The 23769-nt window shown below is 55.4% G+C and carries 27 protein-coding genes; 26 read left to right on the top strand and 1 reads right to left on the bottom strand.

What is annotated here, in order from left to right:
- Nucleotides 1–12 precede the first annotated feature (12 nt).
- From J8X26_RS05865 to J8X26_RS05790, 16 genes are all read left to right on the top strand, one after another.
- Nucleotides 13–1581, top strand: coding sequence for a GspE/PulE family protein (locus J8X26_RS05865; RefSeq protein WP_208950406.1), 1569 nt, complete (start codon nt 13–15; stop codon nt 1579–1581).
- Nucleotides 1574–2692 (top strand): type II secretion system F family protein, encoded by a 1119-nt coding sequence (locus J8X26_RS05860; RefSeq protein ID WP_208950405.1) that lies wholly within the window; start codon nt 1574–1576, stop codon nt 2690–2692. The genes J8X26_RS05865 and J8X26_RS05860 overlap by 8 nt, the downstream gene beginning before the upstream one ends.
- Before the next feature lie 10 nt (nt 2693–2702).
- Nucleotides 2703–3293 (top strand): type 4 pilus major pilin, encoded by a 591-nt coding sequence (locus tag J8X26_RS05855; RefSeq protein ID WP_208950404.1) that lies wholly within the window; start codon nt 2703–2705, stop codon nt 3291–3293.
- A 6-nt stretch (nt 3294–3299) separates the two neighbouring features.
- Nucleotides 3300–3776, top strand: a complete 477-nt coding sequence (locus tag J8X26_RS05850; RefSeq protein WP_208950403.1) for a lytic transglycosylase domain-containing protein — start codon at nt 3300–3302, stop codon at nt 3774–3776.
- Nucleotides 3773–4453, top strand: coding sequence for an A24 family peptidase (locus tag J8X26_RS05845; protein ID WP_208950402.1), 681 nt, complete (start codon nt 3773–3775; stop codon nt 4451–4453). The genes J8X26_RS05850 and J8X26_RS05845 overlap by 4 nt, the downstream gene beginning before the upstream one ends.
- 3 nt (nt 4454–4456) lie before the next feature.
- Nucleotides 4457–5920, top strand: coding sequence for a shufflon system plasmid conjugative transfer pilus tip adhesin PilV (gene pilV / locus J8X26_RS05840; protein WP_208950401.1), 1464 nt, complete (start codon nt 4457–4459; stop codon nt 5918–5920).
- 515 nt (nt 5921–6435) lie between these two features.
- Complete coding sequence (locus tag J8X26_RS05835; RefSeq protein WP_374101270.1) at nt 6436–7551, top strand: site-specific integrase; 1116 nt, start codon at nt 6436–6438, stop codon at nt 7549–7551.
- Between the two features lie 98 nt (nt 7552–7649).
- Nucleotides 7650–8495, top strand: a complete 846-nt coding sequence (locus tag J8X26_RS05830) for a hypothetical protein (RefSeq protein WP_208950399.1) — start codon at nt 7650–7652, stop codon at nt 8493–8495.
- A 12-nt stretch (nt 8496–8507) separates the two neighbouring features.
- The gene (locus J8X26_RS05825) at nt 8508–9227 is read left to right on the top strand and encodes a TIGR03759 family integrating conjugative element protein (protein WP_208950398.1); all 720 of its coding nucleotides are present in this window, start codon (nt 8508–8510) and stop codon (nt 9225–9227) included.
- On the top strand, nt 9206–9841 hold the full coding sequence (locus tag J8X26_RS05820; RefSeq protein WP_208950397.1) for a transglycosylase SLT domain-containing protein: 636 nt from the start codon (nt 9206–9208) through the stop codon (nt 9839–9841). The genes J8X26_RS05825 and J8X26_RS05820 overlap by 22 nt, the downstream gene beginning before the upstream one ends.
- Nucleotides 9838–10356, top strand: coding sequence for an integrating conjugative element protein (locus tag J8X26_RS05815; RefSeq protein ID WP_208950396.1), 519 nt, complete (start codon nt 9838–9840; stop codon nt 10354–10356). The genes J8X26_RS05820 and J8X26_RS05815 overlap by 4 nt, the downstream gene beginning before the upstream one ends.
- The gene (locus J8X26_RS05810; RefSeq protein ID WP_208950395.1) at nt 10353–10937 is read left to right on the top strand and encodes a restriction endonuclease; all 585 of its coding nucleotides are present in this window, start codon (nt 10353–10355) and stop codon (nt 10935–10937) included. Before J8X26_RS05815 ends, J8X26_RS05810 begins: the two co-directional genes overlap by 4 nt.
- Nucleotides 10938–10950: 13 nt before the next feature.
- On the top strand, nt 10951–11346 hold the full coding sequence (locus J8X26_RS05805) for a hypothetical protein (RefSeq protein WP_208950394.1): 396 nt from the start codon (nt 10951–10953) through the stop codon (nt 11344–11346).
- Complete coding sequence (gene traD / locus J8X26_RS05800; protein ID WP_208950393.1) at nt 11343–13445, top strand: type IV conjugative transfer system coupling protein TraD; 2103 nt, start codon at nt 11343–11345, stop codon at nt 13443–13445. Before J8X26_RS05805 ends, traD begins: the two co-directional genes overlap by 4 nt.
- Nucleotides 13445–14197, top strand: a complete 753-nt coding sequence (locus tag J8X26_RS05795; RefSeq protein WP_208950392.1) for a TIGR03747 family integrating conjugative element membrane protein — start codon at nt 13445–13447, stop codon at nt 14195–14197. Before traD ends, J8X26_RS05795 begins: the two co-directional genes overlap by 1 nt.
- A 1-nt stretch (nt 14198) precedes the next feature.
- A complete protein-coding gene (locus tag J8X26_RS05790; RefSeq protein ID WP_244370361.1) occupies nt 14199–14438 on the top strand; it encodes a PerC family transcriptional regulator in 240 nt (79 codons plus the stop codon).
- A 94-nt stretch (nt 14439–14532) separates the two neighbouring features.
- Here the strand turns inward: J8X26_RS05790 and J8X26_RS27615 are convergent, their stop codons facing one another.
- Complete coding sequence (locus J8X26_RS27615; protein WP_244370359.1) at nt 14533–15099, bottom strand: hypothetical protein; 567 nt, start codon at nt 15097–15099, stop codon at nt 14533–14535.
- A 246-nt stretch (nt 15100–15345) separates the two neighbouring features.
- Here J8X26_RS27615 and J8X26_RS05780 point away from each other — a divergent pair, with 246 nt between their 5' ends.
- The 10 genes from J8X26_RS05780 (at nt 15346) to J8X26_RS05735 (ending at nt 23756) form a co-directional block, all read left to right on the top strand.
- The gene (locus J8X26_RS05780; RefSeq protein ID WP_208950391.1) at nt 15346–15663 is read left to right on the top strand and encodes an RAQPRD family integrative conjugative element protein; all 318 of its coding nucleotides are present in this window, start codon (nt 15346–15348) and stop codon (nt 15661–15663) included.
- The gene (locus J8X26_RS05775; protein ID WP_208950390.1) at nt 15663–15908 is read left to right on the top strand and encodes a TIGR03758 family integrating conjugative element protein; all 246 of its coding nucleotides are present in this window, start codon (nt 15663–15665) and stop codon (nt 15906–15908) included. The genes J8X26_RS05780 and J8X26_RS05775 overlap by 1 nt, the downstream gene beginning before the upstream one ends.
- A gap of 15 nt (nt 15909–15923) precedes the next feature.
- Nucleotides 15924–16274: a TIGR03745 family integrating conjugative element membrane protein gene (locus J8X26_RS05770; RefSeq protein WP_208950389.1), complete on the top strand. Its 351-nt coding sequence runs from the start codon at nt 15924–15926 to the stop codon at nt 16272–16274.
- A 9-nt stretch (nt 16275–16283) separates the two neighbouring features.
- Nucleotides 16284–16658, top strand: a complete 375-nt coding sequence (locus J8X26_RS05765; protein ID WP_208950388.1) for a TIGR03750 family conjugal transfer protein — start codon at nt 16284–16286, stop codon at nt 16656–16658.
- A complete protein-coding gene (locus J8X26_RS05760) occupies nt 16655–17314 on the top strand; it encodes a PFL_4703 family integrating conjugative element protein (protein ID WP_208950387.1) in 660 nt (219 codons plus the stop codon). The genes J8X26_RS05765 and J8X26_RS05760 overlap by 4 nt, the downstream gene beginning before the upstream one ends.
- Complete coding sequence (locus tag J8X26_RS05755) at nt 17311–18210, top strand: TIGR03749 family integrating conjugative element protein (RefSeq protein ID WP_208950386.1); 900 nt, start codon at nt 17311–17313, stop codon at nt 18208–18210. Before J8X26_RS05760 ends, J8X26_RS05755 begins: the two co-directional genes overlap by 4 nt.
- The gene (locus tag J8X26_RS05750) at nt 18207–19733 is read left to right on the top strand and encodes a TIGR03752 family integrating conjugative element protein (RefSeq protein WP_208950385.1); all 1527 of its coding nucleotides are present in this window, start codon (nt 18207–18209) and stop codon (nt 19731–19733) included. Before J8X26_RS05755 ends, J8X26_RS05750 begins: the two co-directional genes overlap by 4 nt.
- 443 nt (nt 19734–20176) lie before the next feature.
- The gene (locus J8X26_RS05745; protein WP_374101268.1) at nt 20177–20542 is read left to right on the top strand and encodes a TIGR03751 family conjugal transfer lipoprotein; all 366 of its coding nucleotides are present in this window, start codon (nt 20177–20179) and stop codon (nt 20540–20542) included.
- The gene (locus J8X26_RS05740) at nt 20542–23361 is read left to right on the top strand and encodes a conjugative transfer ATPase (protein WP_208950383.1); all 2820 of its coding nucleotides are present in this window, start codon (nt 20542–20544) and stop codon (nt 23359–23361) included. Before J8X26_RS05745 ends, J8X26_RS05740 begins: the two co-directional genes overlap by 1 nt.
- 11 nt (nt 23362–23372) lie before the next feature.
- Nucleotides 23373–23756, top strand: a complete 384-nt coding sequence (locus J8X26_RS05735) for a hypothetical protein (protein WP_307803361.1) — start codon at nt 23373–23375, stop codon at nt 23754–23756.
- The last annotated feature ends 13 nt before the right edge of the window (nt 23757–23769 follow it).

Raw genomic sequence — 23769 nt, 5'->3', positions numbered from 1 at the left:
TAAGGAAACACCATGCAACCGGACAGTGAAATTATGGATTTTGTGCTGGCTGAAGAGGTTCCCGATAGTCATGGGGCCATCAGGCTGGTGATTGACACCAACCGCCGTACCGACCCGCGGGTGCAGCGTTGGGTCATGGATAGGGTCAAGGCTTACCCGTTGGCCACGAAGGAGTTTGTGTCCCTCAGTGAGATCAACGCGCGGCGGGACAGGCAGGTAAACTCCGGGCGCAGCGTGCTCTCTATCGGTACGCAAATGCAGGATCTCAGTACCACCCAGCAAAAGGTGCTGACCTATATGGCGGCAGCGGGGCAGCTGTTGTCCTCGGATATTCACCTGACCCTGAGTAGAAATGAAAAACTCACTGTTATTGAAATGCGCATACACGGTGAGCTCGAAGTCATCGATGAGCTGACTTATGACGAAGGCCTGTCCCTGGTGTCGACGATTTACCGCTCCATGTGCGATTTACTTTCTACTGACTTCCTTGAACATATTGCGCAAAAGGGGAGGGTGGCCTCGGAATATGCCCGCCGCGCCGGGGTGTTTGGGGCCCGTTATCAGCATATGGCGACGCCCGATGGTCTGTACGTCGTGCTGCGTATTATTCCGGACGACAGCGATAAAGTGCCTACCCTTGAGCAGCTTGGTTTCTTACCCGAGCAACAGGCATTGATCGAAAAAATCCTGAGAATACCGGAAGGCATGGTGACGCTGACGGGACCAACGGGGTCCGGGAAAAGTACGACGCTTCGTACCTTTAGCCGGCTCTGGATCGATCGTACGCGGGGTAAAAAACGCCTGTTGACCATCGAGTTTCCCGTAGAGGGTAGGATTGCCGGGGCAATTCAGACCTCTGTGACGCCCAAAAGTAGTGCCCCTGAACACGTGGTGGAGGCCTGGGAAGACTCCAACGCCGCCGCACTCCGCTCCGATCCTGACGGTATCGTGATCGGGGAAATGCAGGAGCGTAACTCCGTCATGGCGGCTGTCCACGCTGTCGAGTCTGGCCATGTTGTTTTCGATACGCTTCACGCGCCGAGTGCGGCCGGTGCCATTCCCCGTATAGGGTCGATGGGTGTCAATCTTCAGCTCATTGCGGATCCGCAAATCATGGTTGGGCTGCTCAGTCAGCGGCTGGTTCAGACCCTGTGTCCGCACTGCCGCGTTCCCTGGTCTGAGAAGGCCCCCACGCTTCCCGCGCATATCAAGGAAAGGCTGGAGAAATACTGCAATGAACCCAACGTTTGCACGCCTGAGCAGCTTTGGTTTCGTCATCACGATGGCTGCGAGCATTGTCAGAAAAAGGTCGAGCTTACCGGCCGAATTGTGAGCCGCGGCGTGACCGGCCGTACCGTGTTGGCCGAAGTGATCCGCCCGGACGCCCGTTTTATGAGCCTGTTACTGTCGCACGGGACCTCGGTCGCGCGGCAACACTGGTTGCAGCATCTGGGGGGCATTAGCCGGCGCACACATCTTCTGAGACGCCTGGCCGATGGGCTTGTGGATCCGCTTGACGGCGATCTGGTGTGTCCTCTCGATGAAGATGAGTTGCTCGCCTGTGAGGTACCCCATGTCTGAGTATTCGACTGTTACCTACCGCGCACAGGAGATGAGCCTGTTAGAGCGCGTACGTTACGAGCTCGTGCGCAGGACCTTCACCGGGAGATACCGTCAACCCTTTTACGAGACGCTGCGTTTTCTGTTGGAAAATAAGAAATCGTTCAAAGAGGCGCTGACGATGATCGGTGAAGTGCATACCGATTTTGGCCGCCGCTGGCATCCCTATATTGAACTGGTGGAGGATTGCCTTGAAGCACTTGCCGATAACAGCGCAGGTCATTCTCTGTCAGACGTATTGTCTAGCTGGGTTCCCCGGGAAGAGGCCGCGCTCATTAGCGCCGGTATTCGAAGTGGCAGCGTGCCTCGCTCACTTGAGCAAGCCGATAAGTTAATTGTCGCCCGTCGGCGGATTATGGCACAGGTACTGATGGCCTCCGTCTACCCGATTTTACTGCTTTCCCTGGGTGCCGGCCTGCTGACCGTCAATAACCGGCTGCTTATCCCGACGCTTAGCAAACTGTCCCCGCCTGAGTCCTGGACAGGCTCCCTCGGATTCATGAATCAGGTGTCGGCCTTTACCACCGACTACGGCAGCGTTGCTGCACTTGGAAGTGTGGGGTTAGTAGGGCTGGTGTTCTGGTCCCTGCCACGCTGGCGTGGCCGACTGCGTCGCTTTGCCGACCGGCTGATGCCGTGGTCAATTTATAAGGATCTGCAGGGCGCTGTTTTTCTTATGAACATCTCTGCGCTGCTTGAGGCGGGCGTGCCGCATCTAGAGGCTGTCAGAATATTGCATGATTTTGGCTCCCCCTGGCTACGTGAGCGGCTCAGTGCCGTGATGGACGGGATCAGCATGGGCAGCGGACTTGGCAGGTCGCTGCGCGATTGTGGATACCAGTTCCCCAGCCAGGAAGCGGCCAACTACCTGTCGATTTTGGGTCAGGGCGACGGCGCGTCCACGCTCATCAGTCGCTACGCTGACCGCTGGCTGGAGCAGGTGCTGGGCATTGTTGCCCGGCGCGCCAATGTGGCCAAACTTTTCTCTCTGTTTCTGATAATCACTTTCTTCTTACTCATGTTGGGCATGGTGATGCAAATTCAGGACATGACCCACACTTCTCCTCATTAAAGGAACTTTTATGTCAGCTAATCCGTTATCCGTTTCCGTTCGTCGTCAGCCTCATCGCGGGTGGGGCATTATCGAAAATGGGACGCTTGCCATCCTGGCCATCATCGTCATTGTTTACGTCGTCAGCAAGCTGTGGGGGCTGTGGACACAGAAGGACGTGGCTATGGAGGTTACGAATTACCAAAGCATCATCACCTATGTCCGGGGGAATTTTAAACAAACGAGTGGGTATAATTTCACCAGTGCCAGCACGATGACCGGCACCGTGATAGCAGCAGGCGGGGCCAAGGGCATGACCATTCAGGGGGACGAAACCTCAGGGACTGCCACAATGACCAACACCTTCGGCGGTCAGGTGATACTGACGCCTGTCGCGGCCAACGGATTTAACAACGGGTTTTCCCTGTCTTCGGCCAAAATTCCGCAGAATGCGTGTATTTCTATCGCACAGCAAATGGGCAACGGTGCGTATGCCAGTGTGAGCATTAACAGTTCGGCGCACACCGACGGCAACGTGTCTGCAGAAACGGCGGCCAAGGAGTGCGTTAAGGACAGCGGCGGTACAGGGCAAAACACGCTGACCTTTACGGTTAACGGGTAAAAGTGCATGGCTCGCGTTCTTTTTTTCCTGCTTCTGGTCGTGTGCACGCCTGCGGCCGCATTTTGTTTTGATGCGGCCGGTGCCAAATACCACATCGATCCTCTGTTGTTAAAGGCCATTGCCCGGGGAGAAAGCAGCCTTAATCCTTCAATCATTAACGTTAACCGCGACAAGCGCACCGGCCGCGCATTGAGTGAGGATTACGGGCTGATGCAGGTCAACTCAACGCATATTCCTGAGCTTATTCGGGAAGGGGTGATCGCCCAAAAAAGCGATCTCCTGACGCGCCCCTGTCTCAATGTGCAAATCGGTACGCGGATTTTGGCGTCGCATTTTCAGGTCTGTGGCATCAGTTGGAACTGTCTGGGCTCCTACAATGCGGGTTTTCGTAAAGACCGGCATGAAACGCGTGAGTCCTACGCCAACCGTATTTATGCCATCTACAAACGGCTCCTGAAACAGGAAAAGGGAATAGTCATATGAGCGAACCCGTCACGGTATTGACGATAGTGGGTCCCTGGCCGCTGTCGCTCCCGCTGTTTTGCCTTGCACTGCTGTTCTTGCGTTATGAGACATCTCAGGTAACGGACGTGATGAAGGATTACGGGCATCAGGCATCCTCTGGAACAGATGCTCGTGCTATCAAGCAGCATATCTGGCTTCACGCCATTGCCCTTTGCGCAATAGTCATGCTGTCTTCACTCAGTAAGCCGTTTGAGCTGTTGACGTCAGTTCTTTTTGTGCTGTTTATTTTTCGGATGAGCCTCATCGACGCCCTGACGGGGTGGTTGCCTCGGGATTTTACCTGGCCGTTTACTGTCGCCGGTTTTTGCGTTGCCTGGGTCAATCAGTGTCTGCCGGCCCATGCGTTAATGTCTCTCATCCTGTTCAGCCTCGGGTGGCTCATCCGCGCCCTGGGAGAGCGTTTCGCACAGCGGGAAGTGCTTGGCCTGGGTGACGTGTGGCTGGCTACCGGCCTGGGCGCGTGGTTTGGATCACCCCTCACGCTGTTTACTCTCATGGTGGGGCTAGTCGGTTTTATTCTCTGGCACGCCGGCTCGCGGGAGCCTTCCCGCGGTGGCCCCCTGGGGCCGTGGCTGGGTTACGGGGCGCTGCTGTGCATGGCGCTTAACGTTTCAGATCCTTTATTTATGTGGTGACGTATGTCGACAAATTTTAAACGTGTTGACCGCGGCTGGACGGTGATGAGCACCGGTATAGGGTTGCTTATTCTTCTGGTTGTGGCGGTGTGGTCCATGGGGTATTACAACGATTATATCCAGCAACGCGGCTGGCAGGTCACGGCATCCCAGCTGACCCGTTTCCGGTCGTCGGTGAAAGCCTACGTGGGCCGCTTCTATGACACTCTTCTGGCCGCGGCAGGAACCACTGCACCGGTGATTATTACCCCTCAGATGCTTAAAAATACGGGGCTTATTGAACCCGGATTCAGCAATACCACGGCTGACGGGCAGCAAATCAGCGCCGCTGTCACGCGCAATGCGACGAACACTGACCAACTGCAGGCGCTGGTAATAACCCAGGGCGGAGTAAGTCTCCCGTATGCCGCACTGCGACAGATCTCCGTTGATATTGATGGGCTGGGGGCGTACGTCTGGAAAAGCACCAATGTGACCGGCGCGATGGAGAGCTGGAGCGTGCCCTTAGCCAGCTTTGGGGTAAGCACGTCCAGCGGGCACGTCGGGGCACTTATTCCTTCTGATGAACTGGGTGTGGCCCGGGAGGAGAGTGATCGCCTCTACCGTTTCTCGGTGACCGGAAAACCTGACCTGAACCGCATGCATACGAGCATTGATATGGGGAGTAACAACCTCAACAATACCAATACGGTCAACGCACAGACGGGAAACTTTAGTGGCAATGTTACTGCTGCCGGTACAGTTCAGGGGGGGAATGTGAATGCAACTTCCAACGTAACGGCCAACAATAGTATTACAGCTGGAAACGCCATCACCGCTGGCGGCGATATTCGCAGTAATAATGGGTGGCTGATAACCCGGGACAGTAAAGGTTGGCTTAATGAGACCCATGGCGGTGGCTTTACCATGACTGATAATGACTGGGTACGGGCCATCAATGATAAAAATATCTACACCGGTGGTCAGGTCAAAGCAGGAAGTGTCAGGGCTGATGGCCGCTTGTCTACGGGAGATGTTTTGCAGCTTGATCAAGTCAACACAGCAGGCAACGGTTGTAGCCAAAATGGACTGGTAAGCCGCGATGTGACGGGGGCCATACTTTCCTGCCAATCCGGTGTGTGGGTAATAGTTGGGAAAAAAACGGGAAACTACGTTGATCTTGGTAGTCATATATCTCAATTTGATGGTCATAATGGCGGTGATAGTACGCTGATCGTTAACGTATCTGACGGCCATTCAACTGTCACTAAAGGCGTCAATGACGGAGCATGCACTAATAGTTGGGCTCTCTGGGCGACGGTAAATGGCTTCACTGTTGCGAGCGCGAGTGACAATAATCCCGAGTGGGCAAAAAGCGGATTTATCAGTTTTCCCGTTCCGACTAATGCTAATTACTCTATTTATTCAAATCCCAATCCTATCCAAGGATGCTCCCCTGGTGTCTTTAGCGTGGTTGGCTATCAGTGACTTAAGCGGCTCCTCAATAATCTAATAAAACTTTCATACAACTACAGCCTTCCTGAGTTTGTCCCGGCTGAATAACTGGGCAGGTTGGTAATGACGTTGGTAGCGTATAACCGACGTAATCGCTGGACCTGCCTTTATCAAAAGATGTGTACCTACAATAGTAACCAGGCTTGCCGCCCCCCGAAGATGCCCACACACCGGATTGGCAGTACCATCAAATGCTAATTCTGACCACAGATTGCGTAAGCGTAAGTGGTCACATCAGGGCATGCAGTGCTCCAACCGTTACCTGAAGGGGCGCTCCATTTCAATCTATTATCGGTTCCTGTATCACAGCTCCCCCCACCTCCCAGCAGGATTTCATTTGCCGCACATGCAACAGTTGCAACCGTTTTTCCACTACCGGCACGGACGATAGTTGCGCCAATTCCAGCTTTTTGCCACACACCGGATTGGCAGGATCGTTATCAGATAACAATGGTATGTTTTCTCTTTTACTGGGGACTATCATTGTGATTAAAAAACGTTTAAAAAAGATGTTGTTAGGGAAAGCGCTGGAAAAGTATTACGCGACAGTGTCCATCCATAACCGTGGGCAGCTTCAGGAGTTCTACCGGGTTAATGTGATCCGGAGAATGCCGCTGGCTGAGAAGTTCATGGATGAGATCACTTCCGTTGACATTGCCGAGTATCGGGATGCGAGGCTTGCCAGCGTCAGCCCTCGTACCGGTCGTAAAGTCAGTGCGAACACCGTTCGCCTTGAAATGGCACTCCTCTCAGCGATGTACAATATTGCCCGTATTGAATGGGGGACGTGCACCTCCAATCCGGTTGAACATGTTCGTAAACCCCCCGTGTCGGGTGGCAGGAGCCGCCGGCTGGTATCTTCAGAAGAACGCAGGATTGTCAGGGCGTTGAAAGCTAAAAATCCTCAACTGCTGGCTATTTTTTATCTGGCTCTTGAAACGGCAATGCGACAAGGAGAAATCCTCTCATTGGCTTGGGAGTATATCGATCTGCAGCTTGGGGTTGCCCATCTGCCGATGACCAAAAACGGCACGTCCAGAGATGTGCCTTTATCCTCCAAAGCCCGCCAGGTGTTGCGCGAGTTTGAGGGCGCTCAGCGGGGGCCTGTTTTTACCTACACCTCTAATGGCTTTAAAAGCGCCTGGCGTGTCACGCTGGAGGAACTGGGTATTGACGATCTCCATTTTCACGATCTTCGCCATGAGGCCGTCAGCAGGCTGTTTGAGCTGGGGACGCTGAATGTGATGGAAGTTGCTGCAATTTCAGGTCATAAATCGATGAACATGCTTAAGCGTTATACACATCTTCGGGCAACGCACCTTGTGAGTAAACTGGATACAAGAAAACGTCAGGCACAGAAATTTGCCGCGTTGTTCGTACCTTATCCCGTGGATATCGTTGATGTGCCAGAGGGGATCACCTTATGCTTTCGCGATCTGGAAGACGTGAGTATTTCTGCCGCGACGAAAGAAGATGCGATAAGCGCGGCGTCAGTAGCGCTTTTACGTATTCAGGCAACTGCAGCAAGTCAGGGAAAGCGCCTCCCCCCTCCTGGTGATATCAGTGTGAATGCCACTGACCGAATGCTGGTCAGCCCCCTTTAACTGTTAATTTTTAAACGGCGATGTTGAGTTAAGCATCGCCTTATTTCCTCTGTTTTTGCACCTTACACCTTTCTGAACCGTTGTAAGGATGATGTGCAATGACCTGTGAAACATTGCCAGAACAAGAACCTATCCCAGACCCCGTAATAACGGAAAACGTAAGTGAGCAAAACAACACCGCCGTTCGACATCCCACGCTCTCACTAACCCAGTCAGCGCTTCTAAAACGTACTGCCATCGGCGTTGCTGCCCTCTTTGTTATTGCTCCGAGCGTGCTCAGCGTGGTGTTGTATTTTCAGCTGAACAACATGGACATTCGGGTTAACTCTCTCGAAGCCGCATTTCGCAGCGGCCAGCTCAGTCAGCTGTCATCATCGGTGGCCGCGCTGGAAAAACACGTTGCTGAGCAAGATGAACGTTTTGCGCTAAGAGCCGACGTGCTGAAAGGAATGAGTGAGCTCGGTAAAGTACTGGACGGGCAAATCGCTGACCAGAACAAAAAAATTGACCAGTTAGACAGCCTCATCAGTGAACAAAAAAAAGCGCTGCAGTATGAGCTTGATAATGGTCAGGCGAGCGCCCTCGAGTTTTCCTCACTCAAAGCCACTGTCGACGCCCTCAAAGCGAGTCAGGCTCAAAAACCGGCCGCTGCCGCTTCAGGCGGTGCGGTGACCGCCGGAAAAAAACATAAAACGAGTGCCTCAAAAAAGTCTCTGCGGTCAGCCAGAACTGTGCCACTGGCTGCGCCGTTTATCCTGACGGGCATTGAGCAGCGGGGCGGTCAGAATTTTGCTGTCGTTGCACCGCTGGGTGCCACGAGCTTATCTCAGATGCAACTCTTGTCGCCGGGCGATTCAGCCTGGGGATGGCAGCTGCGCAGCATTGAGGGCGATCAGGCAGTGTTCTCTGTTAACGGCATACCACAGCGCCTCAGCGCACAGTAAACAGGAGTCGTGATGAAAATCAGTCGAGCAGCCATGCTATTCATATTGTTGGCAACGGGCACCGCCAGAGCGGATACCGTCAACAGTGCAACCAGCACCACCTCAACGGCAAACAGCCTTCAGGATAAATCTCTCCAGTCGCAGTCACAGCAATCGGCCCAGCTGTGGGGGCTGAGTGATATCGAGTGGCAGAAGTATCAGCAGCTGAAACAGGGTAAGCGAGGGATCCAATCTCCCGGGCTTGACCCGCTGACCACGCTGGGTGTGGAAAGCGACAGCGCTTCCGAACGTCGCCGCCTGGCGGAACTGTGGGTGAAAGAAGAATACCAGCGCACGGAAAAGGAGCTGGCGTTTCAGCGGGAAGTGAACGCGGCGTGGAGCCGTCTGTACCCTAATGCGCTGTCGGTCAATATGGGGAATGCCTCCGGCCTTGCCCATGACACAAACGGGCGCATGGCGTTGTTCGTGCGCGACAACTGTGAGCGCTGTGACGCGCGTCTCGCCGCAGTATTAGCGGACAATCGCCCGGTTGATATCTATCTGGTTGGCAGCGATGGCAAAGATGACACGGTGCGCAAATGGGCGGTCAGCCACAACATTCCGGTTGACCGGGTCAGAAGTCGTCAAATCACACTGAATCACGATCGCGGATTGTGGATGACCTATGGTCAGGGACAAATGCCGGTGATCCTGCAGCAAGGGGAAAACGGATGGCAACTCGCCGCATTCTGATGTCAGCGCTGTTACTGCTGCCGCTGTGCAGCGTTGCGAAAAGCGCTCAGCCACTTCAGCAAATCCCGCCTGCGTATCATCAGATCGCGGCGGCTGCGCGTGTGCCGGCGGAATCGTTGTATTCCCTGGCACTGACAGAAAGCTCGCGGCGCCTTCCCTATGGCGAACGTCCGTGGCCCTGGACAATTAATGTGGCGGGCAAAGGTTATCGTTTTGAGACCCGCGAAGCCGCCTGGCAAGCCTTGCTGCAATTTGTCCGTAAATACCCGCTCAAGCGCATCGATGTCGGTATTGCCCAGGTCAATCTGGGGTGGAATGGCCATTTGTTTACCTCTTTCTATGATGCCTTCGACCCTTACACCAACCTGCGCGTCGCGGCCAATATCCTGCGAACCTGCTATGAAACCAGTCCGGGCAGCTGGATTAAAGCGGCCGGGTGTTACCACCACCCAGCAGGCGGTAAGGCCGCCGCCACCTATATTGCGATCGTGCGCCGTAAGCTCGACACCCTGGTCCCCGTTCAGCAATTCTCTGACACACAATATCTGATGCCGATGCCGCCGAAGGGGGTTGCGCTGGCCAGTAATCAACTCACCTGGATAGAGCCAAAATGAAAATCTTAAAAATGATGGTATTGATGTGCGCTGTGGGGTGTTCCACGGCGGGTTATGCTGCGCTGACGGTGGTGGGAGATCTGGGGGGAGAGTCGACGGACACCTATTTTGACGCGGTGAATGACCAGCCCGGTGAATTTACGCCGCCGGAATCAGTGGAGCAGTCTCAGGCACCCGCGCAGGTCTCGGTTGCATCAGCATTACCCGTCCGCACGCCTGAGCTTTCACCCGGCGCAGTGACGCCCAGAAAACTCACGCTCCCCGGGATGCCGCCCGTTTTTATTATCGGCGATGACGACCTGTCCAGACAGTGGCTGGCTCAGCGCGCCGCGGAGCTTACTCGTCTCAATGCGACCGGATTTGTGGTGAATGTTGCAGATCAGGACCGCCTGAAGGCGTTGCAGGCGTTGCTCCCGGGCAGCGATATGGTGCCGGTTTCCGGCAGCGACCTGGCTCGCCGTCTGCAACTGACGCACTACCCGCTGATCATTACCGAGAAGGGGCTTGCTCAATGAGTCCTGCACTTACGGGGGGCGAGTTTCTCAGCGCCCTGCGGCAGTGCGTACCGGGATGGTGGTTGAGCGTACTGTTACTTCCTCTGGTGTTCATGCTGCTGCCGTTTCTCTTTGGCACGGTAAGTCAGCGCCGCCACCGGTGTTATCAGCGTCAGGCCGTGCGTATTCTTGCCCGTATCCCGCAGCTGCGCGACGACGCCGCTAAGCTGGTTTACCTTCGAAAAATCAATCCCTACGTATTTGAAGAAATGCTTATGACGGCGTTTGCTCGTCAGGGATATCGGATAAAGCGAAATGCCCGCTACAGCGGCGATGGCGGCGTCGATGGTCAGGTCTGGATTAATGGCCAGCGCTGGTTAATACAGGCAAAACGCTATTCAAGCAGCATTTCGTCCCGGCATATCCTGGACTTTGGGACCTTGTTACGCGAGGAGCGCTGTCGGGGTTTCTTTGTGCATACCGGACGAACCGGGGAGGTCAGCCGCGAAGCGTTGCGCGCCATACCCGACGTTTCGCTTATCAGCGGCAATCGTCTGTTAAAACTGTTGTCCGGCAACGCCGGCTGGAAACACCTAGATTAATGAGGGAGAGGCAATGACGATGAATCAATCGTTTGTTTTTGAATTCAATCGCCTGCGACAGCTTGGCTTCAGTCGTTTTGAAGCATTTGTACTGCTAATGACCAACCCTGTTCGGATTGGCCTGAACTTGTTTTGGCGAGTGGGTGTGGCCATGCCTTTTTTCTTAATCGGCGCACTGACGTTCGGACTTTGGCTTTTCCTTTCCGTGGATCAGCTTGTCGGCGTGGCCAGAATGGTTCTGGGCGATCACTTCCTGATGACTCAACTGGGAAAGTGTGTCCTTCTCTTTAGTGTATTGCTGGAAGGTATGCGCTATGTCTGGAATATGAATGCGTCATTACTGAAACCGGTAGTGAGCGCGGTATTCACAGGAGAGGGTAACGATAACCTGAAGGATAAGCAGCGATGAGCGACCGTTATGTCATGGAATCCCTCCTGCGACCTGCTGTGGAGTTGTACACGGCAGGAACCGCCTGGAGTGCTACCTACATCTGTCTGACGGCACCCTGGGCCGTTGCACTGGCTCCTTCAGTCAGTTGGGTGACCGCCGCCGGCTTTGGCGTGTTGGCTCTTCAACGTACCCGTCAGGGACTGCGTATCCTGCGTTACCGCCGCAATATAAAACGGTTGCCGCGCTATGAGTTGAGCAGCCGGCAAATCCCCGTGAGCCAGCGGTATTTATTCCTGGGGCGCGGATTTCAGTGGACACAAAAACACACGCAGCGGCTGCTGGAAGCGAGGCGACCTGAATCAGAACATTATGTTCAGCCATCCGTCATCTACCGTATGGCACGTGACCTTGAAAAGCGGCTGGAGTACAGCCTGCCGTGGTTGTGCCGGCTGACGCAGACAGACTCGATATTTAATCCAGCGCGGCCTTTACCGCCAGTGGGGGGCAGCCCTGTTTATCACGGCGTCGAGCCCGATGAGAGTGACGTGCTGTATGACCTGGGCGAGCGTGTGGGTCATACGTTGGTGATAGGAACCACCCGCGTGGGCAAAACTCGTCTGGCCGAGGTGCTGGTGACGCAGGACATTCGCCGCGGTGATGTCACGGTAATGTTTGACCCTAAGGGGGATGCAGACTTGCTCAAACGCATGTATGCCGAGGCTCGCAGGGCGGGCCGGGAGAATGAGTTTTACGTCTTCCACCTGGGGTGGCCAGACGTTAGCGCGCGGTATAACGCCATTGGCCGCTTTAGCCGAATCTCTGAAGTGGCCTCACGCGTTGCAGGGCAGTTGTCCGGCGAGGGGAACTCGGCGGCGTTTCGAGAATTCGCCTGGCGTTTTGTGAACATCATCACCCGGGCACTGGTGGCACTGGGTCAGCGTCCTGACTACACCCTTATCCTGCGCTACGTGACCAATATTGGTGAGCTCTATGAGACCTACGTAGAAAATATGCTGGCCTCGAAGGCGCCTCACCTGTTGCAGCAGGTGGAGAATTTGCTGTCCTCCGGCATGCTCAAAGAGAAAGACTTACCGCGTAACATGCAGGGACAGGCGAATGCGATGCGGGTGTGGGCCATCGAGATGACGTTGAGCACGGATGAAGGGAAAAAACTGTGGGATCCGGTGCTGGACGGCCTGCGCAGCGCCGTTCGTTATGACCGTACCTATTTTGATAAAATCGTCGCCTCTCTGCTGCCCCTGTTGGAGAAACTTACCACGGGCAAGACGGCGGCGCTCCTGGCACCGGATTACAACGATATGGACGATAAGCGTCCCATCTTTGACTGGCAGGAGGTGATCCGCAAGAAAGGGATCGTGTATGTCGGACTCGATGCGCTGTCGGATTCGGAGGTTGCCTCGGCCGTTGGCAACAGCATGTTTGCGGATCTCGTTTCTGTCGCCGGCCATATCTATAAATTTGGTCTGGCAGATGAAACCGGCGCTGCCACGCAAAAGAAAGTGCCTATCAACCTGCACTGTGACGAGTTCAATGAGCTGATGGGGGATGAGTTCATCCCGCTTATCAACAAGGGCGGCGGTGCCGGTATCCAGGTGACGGCGTACACCCAGACCCTCTCCGATATCGAGGCACGCGTGGGGAGTCGTGCGAAAGCGAACCAGGTTGTCGGTAACTTCAACTCCCTGATTATGCTGCGAGTACGTGAAAACAGCACGGCGGAGCTGCTGACCAGCCAACTGCCCGAGGTTGATGTGTATAATAAAACCCTTACCTCCGGCGTGACCGACGTGTCGCACCCTGGCGAGGGAACAGATTTTAACAGTAACGTACAGGATCAGGTGACGTTGGCCAGAATGCCGATGATAACGCCAGCGGACATTATCAACTTGCCTAAGGGACAGGCATTTGCCCTGCTGGAAGGGGGACGGTTATGGAAAATCCGGATGCCGCTGCCGGGAAGCGGTAACGACCCACTGATGCCGGAAAGCATCAGCCGTATTGCAGAATACATGCAGCAGAATTACCGCACCGGCGAAACCTGGTGGACGGGCAGCGCCTTACCTTCTGATGCCCTGGCGGCATCCGCGGAGGGATAATGGCCGAGGAGAAAGTTCAGCCGCGACAGCAGACGGCTCCGCCTAAACAGCCCGGTCTGTTCATTACCCTGTTCTGGCTGATGCCCTGGAAGGTGATCGGCATATTACTGGCATCTCTGTTGGTCAGCCTGCTTATCGAATATGCCGGCATGACCTTTATTTGGGCAGGTGAAGGTGCTGAACACAGCCGGCAGGTCATGCTGACAGAAAGCGGTTATTTATCAGAAGGCTTCACCCGCAGCCTGATGCTCTCACAGCCGGTAGTGGTCATCAGTGCGTGGATCCAGCAGGCCTATCAATGGGTTTTTGTGGACAGCGGATTTATCAGTTGGGTAAATACTGCCCGCAGTGCGCACAGTCAGGGAGGAACGGTGGAGACACTCAGCCGTGCTGGCAGCTGGTTGGCGAGGGTTTTGTGGGAATACTTGCAGGCCACGGTGTATGTGACGGTGATCTTCGCCATCCGCGTGGCTATTTTGGTGTTGTCGGTACCGCTATTTATCATGGTAAGTGTTATAGGCGTTGTTGATGGCCTTGTGCGGCGAGACTTACGCCGCTACGGCGCCGGGTATGAGTCCAGCTTTGTTTACCACCACGCGAAGCGCTACGTGAAACCCGCATTGTACGGCCCCTGCATGCTCTATCTTGCGTGGCCGACGGCGGTATGGCCTAATTTGTTGCTCTTGCCCTCGGCGATAATGTTGGGTTTTGTATTGACGGTCGTCACCGGCGCATTCAAAAAGTATCTTTAAGATGAACATGACGTTAAAAGATAATCAGGCTGAGATGCTTGAAGCGCGTGGATGGTGGCATCGGGCTGCACGGCGCTGGCTGGAAGTGCTCGATCTCACTGTGGATGATTCTGCACGTGAGGCGATTGTCAGGCGACGCGAGCATTGTTTGAACATGTCCGGACAGATAGCGCCCGACCAGCGTCGTCGGGAAAATCGTAAACTTTACAAACAACAGTTACGATATAGTGACGGTTATTAGGTGGAGAAAGTTCAGGAAGCGCACTGTGAAATTATGGGGGGATGCGATGACCATGCTTCCCCCAAAGATTAAATATCGACCTTAGTATCAGCAACTAACCCCAATTAACTTGCAGGATTCCACCTATGGCTGAGAGGAAATCATCGCCTACAACCTGTGGATGATGAATGAAATCCTTCGTAAAAAGTGAATAATGTTGAGCACTTATCCGGCCGTAGCAACTCGGGTCATTATGCACGACACCGTACGTTGTCCCGAAGGTAAGGTCGATGATTTCATAAGAGGGGGACGTTAACCAGGCATGAAGATTAACGGGTCTCATTGACGCCGGTGTCCCGAGAAGCGCTTCGAGTTGTTCTTCCGGGGTGTAAAATACGTTGTGCTGATTAAATTCTACGTAACCCAGAGTGTAAGTCAGGTCCGTTCCCAAAAGAGCTTCAAGTTGTTCCTGCATGGAATAATTTATGGCAAAGCACTGTTGCGAGACTTCCTTGGGATGCATTTTCCCTAAGCTATCTTGAAGAAGCGTAGTCAGTTTTCTTAGTCCTTTATCATTAAAGAATCGTCGTTCTGATGGTTTGAACAAGGGCGCATTAAGGCCCCAGTCTTTTGTTCGTTGGATTGCATTCTGAAACTCGACTTCATAATTTGAAATGCTCATTTTTTCCTATTCCTTAGAACTTTGATGTGCCGCTTAAACAGCCCTGTCTCACGCTTAGATTTGAGATTTTGATTGGCTATTCCTCTCTCATTTAACATTAAAAACCTTTAGTTTTGCTACGTTACTAAAACCCATCACTTCGCTTCGTTTTTTAATTTTCGCACCGCTATAAACACTTTCCTGCTGCTCTCCCTGTTCGGTTGCGTCAGTCTTTCCCCCGCAACCTTAAATACACAGGAGAGCGTCATGCGCCCAACCCCCGGACTCTGCGTACTGCTGCTGGCTATGTGCAGTTTCAGCACGTTTCCGACGCAGGCTTCCGAAAAAGACGAGCTGGCCCTGGTGATGCGTCAGCTCGATCAGGTTCAGGCCGGACTGGACAGGGCCCGCGTCGTGGCCAACCAGAATGGTCAGGATGCCCGTTTCTACTTCGACTACCTCAGCGCAACCCGCGACATCAACACGATGAAGCAGGGTATCGCGCGCTATCTGGAACCTTCCCGGGCTCAGCCTTCCATACCGATGTCTGTCACCGGCCAGTACCGCGGTGAGGAGGATCGTTAATGTCCATGACCAGCGGTCAGCAGTCAGGCTGGAGTGCCGGTACCGGCGGTGGCATGGAGCCGTCTGCTCTCAATTTGCTGATTTTAGGCCTCCTGGGTGCGGTGCTGTTTCTTTTTGTGGCATGGGTACTGATGACGGCCTACCGCGGCGTTTCCGATAAATCCATTCCGATGAGCAAGTTGCCAGAAACGGCCATCCGCCTTGTGGTGTTGTTGCTCCTGACTCTCTTCTTCTTTTTCCACTGATGTAAGGATAATTCAATGAAGTTAATAACTTTTTTTCGTGACAAATTTGCCCTGCTGGCAGGCAGCACGCTGTTTTATGTCGGTAATGCCCTGGCTGACCTGCCGCCCATTGAGCAGCCTTCAACGGGAGGGGGGAGCGGTACCTATGCCACGATCAAGGGCTATCTGCGCGACGGACTTACGCTGGGCGGTCTTATTATTGCGGCCGTCGCCTTTATCGTTGTCGCTAATGCGGCAATCAGCTGCTTCCATCACGTCCGTCAGGGTAAGGCGACGTGGACGGAGTTCGGCACCTTCGTCATTATCGGCGTGATCTTGCTCGTCGTCGTTATCTGGCTTGTCACCAAATCCAGCGACATCATCTGAGGAGGCGGTATGGCCGTGATCGAGTTTTTACCCGACCGTCTGAATACCCCGCCCGTCGTCTGGAGAGGCTTCACCGCCGGAGAATTTCTTCTGGCGGCCGGGGTGGGTTTTGTGCTCGGTATTCCGGTCTCTCTTCCTCTGGTCTTCATTCCTGCGGTCGGCTGGATTGCGATCCCCACCTGCATGCTGATTATGCCGATCATCGTGGTGTTTATCGGCGGCCGGTGGGTCAGTAATTACAAACGCGGAAAGCCAGACAACTATCTGTGGCGCCGGCTGGAAGAGTTGCGCGCCCGCGCCGGGCTTTTTCGGGGGCTGATCGTTCACAGCCGGGCATGGGCGCTGCGGCGTACGCAGTCGATTAAACGGGGAGCAAATCAATGAGCCGTTTTCGCAATGCGGTGAGCGCGCGGGACAACCATATTTTTACCCTTCGTCTGGTGTGCGGCATGTTGTTTGTTGCACTGCTGACAACCAGCACCGGCTGGATGCTGGCACCCCGAAATCTGACCATTCATAACCCGCCGGATCTGCGGTCGGGCAGTACCAAAAAGTGGTGGGAAGTGCCTCCCTCCACGGTGTACAGCTTTGCCTTTTACATTTTCCAGCAGCTCAATGCCTGGCCCAAAGACGGGGAGGTGGACTATCCGGCAAAGATTGCCCAGATGAGCCCGTTCCTGACGCCGGCCTGCCAGGACTTTTTGAATAAAGATGCTGAATTTCGCACCAACAGCGGCGAGCTGAAAGATCGCGTGCGTGTGGTTTACGAGATCCCCAAACGCGGTTACAGCAGTAAAAGCGTGGAGATCAAATCCGAGGATGAATGGGTCGCCCGCCTTGACCTGGTGGCGGACGAGTACTACCACACCGAGCCGGTTAAGCGGGCGATGGTGCGTTATCCGATAAAAGTGATCCGCTGGGAGGGCGACCCCGAGCGTAATCCGTTTGGGCTGGCCATGGACTGCTATGACGGTGTGCCGCAGCGTCTGGAAGCGATGCCTGTCCAGACACCGGAGAAAAAAACGGGGGTATTCCAGTGAAAGTAAACATCCTGGTAGCCGGTGGGTTACTGATAGCTTCGGCCGGTGCAGCCCATGCCGTGGAGCTGATGAAGTGGGAACGGATCCCGCTGCAGATACCGCTCAACGTGGGGCAGGAGCGGATCGTGTTCGTGGACAAAAACGTACGGGTGGGTTTCCCACCTTCCCTTAACGGCAAGCTGCGGGTGCAGAGCAGCGGAGGGGCGGTCTATCTGGACGCCACCGACGCGTTTCCGGTGACGCGCCTGCAGCTGCAGAACAAGGAAAACGGCGAAATTATCCTGCTCGACGTCAGCGCGGCGGCGGGGAAAGCGACCCGAGAGCCGGTTCAGGTGGTCTATGACGGCGAGGTGTCTTCAGCCTCTGCCAGCGATAAGACCCAAGTCAGCAGTGCCGGCAGCAGCGGACAGCCGGCATCCACGCAGGGAGAGGGAACATCCGAACGACGTAAACCCGCGAAGCTGAATGCGCCGCTTCCCGTGGTGCTCACGCGTTATGCCGCGCAAAGCCTCTATGGACCGCTGCGGACGGTTGAAGCGGTGCCGGGCATCAGTACGGTCGCGCTGAAATTACCTTCCCGGGTCACGACCCTTTATCCCTCAGCGCCGGTGATGGTGAGCCCGCTGGCTGCCTGGAGTCTCAATGGTTACAGCGTGGTGGCACTGCAGGTACGTAATACGGCGGCGTCAAACGTCATTCTCGATCCCCGCGAACTGGACGGGCAATTTGTGTCGGCTACCTTCCAGCACCGGTGGTTGGGAAATGCCGGAACGCCTGAGGACACCACCGTGCTGTACCTGGTGGTCGAAGGCCGTCCGGAAGGGGCTTTCTTGTCGGAGCCCGCCGTACCGGCCGTTAACGCTAAAGCCAAAAAGTCGCGGGGTGCCCGTCAATGAAAATTAAATCCAATGGTTTAGTCAAACTCATGGTGCCTCTGGCCATTCTTGGCACGGTGTTTATCGGCGTTAAATCCTGCTCATCGGGCGGTAACGAGAAAAAAGCGCAGACCAAGGTCGGAACGGTCGTGCCCGATCTGACTCCGGAGGATATGAAGGCCATGGGCATTGAGGGGGACACGCCGCAGGATACCCTGAGAACGCTGGTCGGCAGCCTGAAGACGGTGACCAAGCGACAAAATCAGCTCGATGCGGACAACAAGAGCCTTGCGGAAGAAAACAAGAACCTGAAGCAGACCAATCAGAACGTTGATGAGCGCATTAATCAGGCGGTGGTCAACGCGCAGTCCGTGGCTGATAAAGAGCAGGGGCAGTTGAAAAGTCAGGTGCAGGATCTGACGTCGAAAATAGGCGGCCTCATGCAGCAATTGCAGGATAAAGGCAGCCGTACCCAGGAGGTAGTGGCAGGAAATTCCTCCACGGTCGGCAGCGATATCCCCGTCGGATTAGGCCTCGATGGTGGCGGCACTCCCGCGCCTGCGACGGGTAGCGATGGCCTCCAGTGGATCGAGCCGAAAGACGGCGTTGCCGTCGATGCCAGCGGCAAACCTCTCGGTGAGGGGAACACCAATGCTGCCAGCGGTTTTTCATTTGCCACCTCTTTTATGGATGACAACGCCATTACCCGTCAGAAAGCGGAGCTTGCCAATAAAACAAATACCGGGCAGACGCTGAGCGGCAATAAAGCCGCTGAGGGGCCGGTAGATCCGGTGTACACCCTACCCGAGAACTCGACCTTAATCGGCAGCCGGGCGATGACCGCACTGCTTGGTCGCGTCCCCATTGATGGGAAAGTGACCGATCCTTACCCCTTCAAGGTGCTGATAGGAAAAGACAACCTGACCGCAAACGGCATCGACCTGCCGGATGTGCAGGGGGCTGTTGTGTCGGGTACGGCCACGGGCGACTGGACGCTGTCCTGCGTGCGCGGCTCAGTGACCAGCATTACGTTCGTATTTTCAGACGGCACCGTGCGCACTCTGCCAAGGCCTGCCGGGCAGGCTGACAGTCAGGGGGGAAGCCAGGGCGGAAACAACGGTAATTCAGGCAGTATCGGCTGGCTGTCTGATGAAAACGGCATACCGTGCCTTTCCGGTGAGCGCAAATCTAACGCCTCTACCTACCTGCCGACGCTCTTTGCGTTGGGGGCCAGCGGAGCAGCGGGAGATGCTCTGGCTCAGAACCAGAACAGCACGCAGACCAATGGATATGGCGGGGTGACTTCTACGCTGACGGGGGACGCCGGGCAGGCCGTGCTGGGCAAGGCCTTGTCAGGGGGCATGCGTGATACGGCGGACTGGGTAAAAGTCCGCTATGGCCAAACCTTTGATGCCATTTACGTGCCGCCGGGTATGAAGGTTGCGATCCATATCACCAAACAGCTTGCCATTGATTATGAAGAGAAGGGCCGCAAGGTGAACTATGGCTTTAGCCTGAGCCAGGCCGGTACTGGTCTTGATTAATGGAGGATGTCGCTATGGTTTCAGACTCAGCGCAGGCATTGTTTCTCTCGCTCATCACGCATCAGGTCACACCCTGGCAGTCCGTTTGTCATGCTCCGGCAGTGGCAGGCTTTGGTGCGAAGGAGGTGAGTGCAATGCTGTTGGCGTGCTGCAACCGATGTGGTGGTGCTGTCGTGGACCGGGGCCAGTCGCCCCTGGCAAAAAAAATTCGCTCAGTTGGATGGTTGCGCTGGTCAATGACCCGACACCTGCGGCGGAGCAGCTGTGGCTGCCCGCTGCGACATTACGGATCCCGTGCGTCACAGGAGAGCTTCAGCGTAAGGCGCTGGACAGATTTTTACTGCGTTGTTTTCAGGACTTTGCTTCAGCGGATGAACTCTACAAGAAAGGCGGGTAGGTGAATGAAAAAGAGAAAAACACTTCTGATATATGCAGGGGTACTTATGCTACTGAGCGGCTGCAGTACCAGTAAAGACACTATGTTACCCCCGGGCGACAGTACTATGCTGGAGTTGTGGAATGACGGCGCATCAACGATGCACGCGACCGGTGAAGGTCGCACCACCCTTCGCCGATCGCTCAACGATCGCGAACGCACCGCGTCAACGCAGGTGGCGGAAAGTTACAGCCGCACGCAGGAAAATGAAATACAGCAGACGTTTCCACGCTTGCCCAATCCTGACATGGTGATGTATGTGTACCCGCACATCGCCGATGGCAATGCGCCGGTGCCGGGATACAGCACGGTGTTTCCGTTCTACAGCCAGATCCAATACGCCCTGCCGGGCGAACGTACGGGAGAGTTGTAATGTTCTCACTGTTTCGTCGCCAACCCGACAATTCAGACGCACAGCTTACCGGCAATGGACCTTTCGCGGTCGAAGGTCATGAGCCATTGAGCCGTGAGGGGCGTTTCACCCACAGCGATGAGGCCAGAGCCTATGGGCTGCAGCCGTCGATTATTGATTATATGCCCTGGGGAGAGTATCTCCCGGAGGGGCGGTGCCTGCTTCTTGATGACGGCGTCTCCGTCGGCGCCGTGTTTGAAGTCATACCCGTGGGTACCGAGGGGCGTCCGGCCGAACGTCTGGAAGAAATCCGCGACGTGGTAGAGGATGCCCTGCAGGACAGCCTGCCGGAGCTCGACGGCAACCAGTGGGTGGTGCAGTTTTACTGTCAGGATGAAACTGACGTGACGGCCTACATGGATAAGCTGCGGGGATATGTCAAACCCTGGGCGCAGGGGACGCCGTTTACCCAGGCCTGGCTGGCTGAAACTGAACGACACATGCAAAGCATTTCAGTCGAGAAGGGACTGTTTGAGGACAAGATTGTCACCGGCGCGCCCTGGCGTGGCCAGACCCGCCGCACGCGTATGGTTATTTATCGTTACGTCGAGAAGAATGCCCGCGATCCGCTGTCGCCGGCCGTCCTGCTTAATCAGGTGTGTGACCGGCTAACCTCGGCGCTGGCGGGCGCCGGCATTCGCTGTGAGCGACAAAACGGGGAGCAGATCCACAGCTGGCTGCTTCGCTGGTTTAATCCAAGCCCGCAGTGGGTGGCTCCTGAGGTGCTCTACCGCGCCGCACGGCACGACGACGGTGAGCCGGACAGCCTGCCTATTTTGAATGATTTCAGCGAAACTCTGTGGTTTACGCGCCCGCGCAGCGATGCCGAGCGGGGCGTGTGGTGGTTTGATAACGTCGCTCATAAGGCCGTGCCGGTTGAGCGTTTACGCCGCGCACCGCAAACAGGACATCTGACCGGCGAAGTGCGGCGGGGGGAGAACATCAATACCCTGATGGACCTGATGCCGGAAGGTACCATGATCGCCATGACGCTGATTATCCAGCCTCAGGACGTGCTGGAAGAAGAGTTCAGCCGACTTGGCCGTAACGCTATGGGGGAAAATATTGAATCCACCCGCGCCCGTGAAGATGCCAAAAAAGCCCGGGAATACCTGGGCGACCAGCATAAACTGTACCGATCTGCGCTGACGTTTCTCCTGCGCGCCCCCGATCTCAACAGCCTCGATAAGCGCTATCTCGATATCAGTGCGAAGTTGCTCAATGCCGGACTGCAACCGGTGAATCCTGAACACGATGTGGCCCCGCTAAATGGTTACCTTCGTGCCATGCCGATGTGCTTTAACCCGTCGGTGGATAAAAACCACTGGTACAGCCGGCTGACGTTTGTTCAGCATTTTGCCTGCCTGTTACCGGTGTTTGGGCGCGATACCGGCACCGGTAATCCGGGGTTTTCTTTCTTCAACCGCGGCGGCGCTCCGCTGACCTTCGACCCGATGAACAAAGATGACCGCACGCAGAACGCGCACCTGTTGCTTTTCGGGCCTACCGGCTCAGGTAAGTCGGCCACGCTCTGCGCAGTACTCTCTCAATTGATGGCTGTACATCGTTCCCGGTTATTCCTGCTGGAGGCGGGTAACTCGTTTGGGTTGTTTGCAGATTACTGTGAGTCACTGGGGCTGACCGTCAATAAGATCAGCGTGAAGCCGGGGAAAGGGGTCTCGCTGGCCCCCTTCGCGGATGCCCATCTGCTGCTGCAGGCCTCACCTGATGAGCTGGTCATTGATGAGTCCGCCTTGCCCGAGCTTGATGCCGGTACAGGCGATGACGAAGATGATGAAAAACGTGACATCCTGGGTGAAATGGAAATTGCGGCGCGCCTGATGGTGACCGGCGGGGAAGCGGCAGAGGAAGCACGCATGACGCGAGCCGATCGCGGTATGCTGCGTGAGGCCATCCTCGCGGCGGCGCGCACTTCCTTTAATGCAAACCGGCAAATGTTGCCTGAGGATCTGATGCACGCGCTGGAAAATATCGCTCGCGATAACTCCAAAGATGCCGATGGCCGCGAACGAAGAACGACCAGCCGGCGTGCGCGCGCCGAAGAAATGTCCGAAGCGCTGCGCATGTTCACCGAAGGCTTTGAGGGAGAACTGTTTAACCGGCCTGGCACGCCATGGCCGGAGGCGGACGTCACGCTGATCGACCTGGGTACGCTGGCACGGGAAGGTTATGAGGCGCAGATGGCGGTGGCGGTCATTGCGCTGGTCAATACGGTGAACAACATCGCCGAGCGTGACCAGTATAAAGATCGTGAAATCAACATGGTCATTGATGAGGCCCATATCGTGACCACGAACCCGCTGCTGTCGCCTTACATGACTAAGGTGGTGAAAATGTGGCGTAAGCTCGGTGCCTGGCTGTGGCTGGCCACCCAAAACCTCGCGGACTACCCGGACACGGCTGAAAAAATGCTGAACATGGCCGAGTGGTGGCTGTGTCTGACCATGCCGCCGGATGAAGTGGAGCAAATTTCCCGCTTTAAAAAGCTCACGGTGGAGCAAAAAGCCATGCTGCTGTCGGCAACCAAGCTCCCGCGGTGCTATACCGAAGGGGTGGTGCTGGCCAAAAGGGTAGAGGCGCTGTTCAGGGCGGTTCCGCCCAGTCTTTACCTAGCACTTGGGATGACTGAGAAAGAAGAGAAAGCGGAGCGGCGGGCGCTGATGAATGAATACGACTGTACTGAACTGGAGGCGGCGTTTCACGTTGCCCGTAAGCTCGATAAAGCCCGGGGAATACTCACTGAAACGAGGGCGGCATGAGACGACTGGGAATGTTACCACCCACGGTGGTTAATGATAATGAAGTGAGTCTGGCTGTCATGTTTGATGTGCCGCCGCAGGGAGAGGCCCGTATCGGTCTGACCGATCATGGTCAACTGATGTCGCTATGTGACCATATTTTAAAGCGTCTGCAGTCGCCGGCGCTTCTCTCGATGCGGCCGCATAGGGTGGGCTCGCTCAACTGTGTCTCCGTGCATCTTAAAGATAACGCAGGGGCTACGCTGGATTTACTGATCACCATTACGGGTAACACCGTCTGGCCAGATGACAATGAGTACGCACGCGGAGCAAGATGGTATATCAATGTGGCGGATGCCACTGACATGATGTGGCTCCTGAAATCGCTGGATGCGGTGACGGTCAAAGAGGGATAAAAGAGAGAAACAG

Source organism: Rahnella sp. ChDrAdgB13, from assembly GCF_017655185.1.
GTDB lineage: Bacteria > Pseudomonadota > Gammaproteobacteria > Enterobacterales > Enterobacteriaceae > Rahnella > Rahnella contaminans.
The sequence above is the reverse complement of the archived record's forward strand: the minus strand, read 5'-3'. Positions and strand labels throughout refer to the sequence as shown.